At 62.4% G+C, this 2232-nt stretch carries 3 protein-coding genes; all 3 read right to left on the reverse strand.

Features of this window, described 5'->3' with window-relative positions:
- The coding region (locus tag EOA27_RS32840) for an outer membrane beta-barrel protein (protein ID WP_145970694.1) at positions 1–455 on the reverse strand (455 nt) is incomplete at its 3' end.
- Positions 456–786: 331 nt separating this feature from the next.
- Positions 787–1770 carry a 2-hydroxyacid dehydrogenase gene (locus EOA27_RS32845; protein ID WP_127258345.1) on the reverse strand — a complete coding sequence of 328 codons (984 nt, stop codon included), beginning with the start codon at positions 1768–1770 and terminating at the stop codon, positions 787–789.
- Positions 1767–2232: substrate-binding domain-containing protein (locus EOA27_RS32850; RefSeq protein ID WP_189562213.1), on the reverse strand; the 466-nt coding region annotated here is incomplete at its 5' end. The genes EOA27_RS32845 and EOA27_RS32850, both read right to left, overlap by 4 nt.

The raw sequence follows: 2232 nt of genomic DNA on the forward strand, positions 1-2232 counted from the left end.
TCTTCATAGTGGGTTTTGAAATGAGCAACCGCGAGACCGCCGGTTGCGTACAGCAATGCCGGTCCCATCGCATAGCCCAAGCGGGCTCGAAGCGAACCCTGGACATCGATCTTGGTGTCGATCGTGCCGGCAAACACCGAATCGACTGAACCGCTCATTCCGGAGGCTTCGATGTCGGCTTCGCCGCCGAGAACGAACGAACCGTAAGCTTGGTTGTAGCCAAGATGGATACCACCGAGCACTCCGTTGGATTTCCAGGAGTCGGCCCAATCCGAATTGCCACTCGATATCGACTGATCATGGCTATCGACGTGGCCCCAACCATAGCCTAGTTGGACGCCAACATAGGCGCCGCTCCAGTCATAGATCGCCGGAGCGGCGGAAAGCGCATCCGCGGCAAAAGCGCTACCCGGAAGGGCAGCAAGAATAGCAGAAGCCAACAAAATCGATTTCATGGACCCACCCCGTGTTTCGCGGCAGTGTAGACCGCTTCGATTGCAGCGCAATATAGCCGGGCATCCGGAAGATGCTTTCTTATCTGAAGTTGCACAAAAACCACGCTGGCTCCCGTCTGGTGGCCGGTGGACGCCAATGACACCCGGCAGAGCCAGCCCGTAACCAGCTTCATGCCGCTTCTCCACACTCGATCATGTATGGAGAATGATTTCAAAGCCTTAAGCGGGAGATAATGGGCCGGCTAAAGCATTAACAAATGTGGCGAAGCGCCCGGAACGGTTGAACGTTCCATAGGCTGCGAAAGCCCCCTCAGACGTCCCTGGAATTGTTTTACCCGCGCGCCTTGACGTTGATCGTCTCCGGCACGGGCGTCAGCGGCCGGCGCTCGGTGAACCAGGCGACGAGATTGTCGACGCAAAGATCCGCCATGGCGCGGCGGGTGTGGACGGACGCCGAGCCGACATGCGGCAGAAGCGAGGCATTGGCAGCGTCGAGCAGGGCCCGTGGCACGTTCGGTTCGTCGGCAAAGACGTCGAGCCCCGCGGCGGCGATGGTACCGCTCTTCAGGGCGGCCGCCAGTGCTGTCTCGTCCACCGCCGAGCCACGGCCGATATTGACGAAGACGCCGTTCGAACCCAGCGCCGACAAGATTTCGGCATTGATCGCCTTCTCCGTGGAGGCGCCCCCCGGAGCAATGCAGATCAGCGTGTCGACGGCCTCGGCAAGGCCTTTCAAAGTGGCATGATAGTCGTAAGCCAGGCCTTCCACCTTGCGGCGATTGTGGTAGGCGATCGGCAGGCCGAAGGCTTCAAGGCGGCGGGCGACGGCGCGGCCGATGCGGCCCATGCCGAAAATGCCGACGCTGCGGCCGCGCAAGGTAAGCCGGCTCAGGCGATAATTGCCCTTCTTCACCCAAGCGCCGTCGCGCAGCCACTTCTCGGCGGCGTAGAGCTCGCGCACGGTGTTGATCAACAGACCAATGGCGGTGTCGGCGACCTCCTCGGTCAAAACGTCGGGCGTGTTGGTGACCATGACGCCGCGCTTCGCCGCGTGATTGGCGTCGACCGAATCATAGCCGACGCCGAAACTGGCGATGATCTCAAGGTTGGGCAGGGCGTCAATCATCGTCGCGTTGATGCCGGCATAGGAGGCGATGCCGCGCACAGTGGCGCGTATCTCTTCCGTGACCAGCGAAGGGTCGGCACGTTCGATGCGCACAAGCTTGAACGCCTTGTCTATGCGGCTGACGGCATGATCGTTGAAATCGCCCGGCACCAGGATGGCGACTGGCAATTTTTCTTCTGCAATGGTCATGCACGCTCCACCGGCTTGCCGGTCGACTGCCGCACATGCAGTTCCGGCTTGATCAGCTCCTGCGAGGGCCGCACCGCCTGCCCGTTCAATTTGTCGAGCAAGGCGCTCGCGGCGCGGCGACCGACCTCGCGCTGGCCGTTCCAGACAGTGGTCAGGGCCGGCGTCGCGATTGCAGCCTCCTCGAGATCGTCATAGCCGGTGACCGAGATATCGACGCCGGGCACGAGGCCTGCGCGCGCGATGCCGTTCATCAACCCGATCGCGACCAAATCGTTCCAGCAGCAGGCGGCGGTGGGCTTGTCCTTCAGCGCCAGAAACTGCCCCGCGGCTTCGAAGCCGGCCTGCTTGGTGCGGGGGCCGGGAATGCGCCAGGACGGCTTCACCTCCAGGCCGGCCGCCTCCATGGCGTTGAGATAGCCCTGGTAACGGTCGCGGCCGGTCGAGGTCTGGTCGGTGCCGCCG

It is taken from the genome of Mesorhizobium sp. M2A.F.Ca.ET.037.01.1.1 (genome assembly GCF_003998075.1).
Classification (GTDB): domain Bacteria; phylum Pseudomonadota; class Alphaproteobacteria; order Rhizobiales; family Rhizobiaceae; genus Mesorhizobium.

Coding starts and splice junctions, on each gene's coding strand:
- EOA27_RS32845 (WP_127258345.1), bottom strand. CDS start 1,770: ATGACCATTGCAGAAGAAAAATTGCCAGTCGCCATCCTGGTGCCGGGC.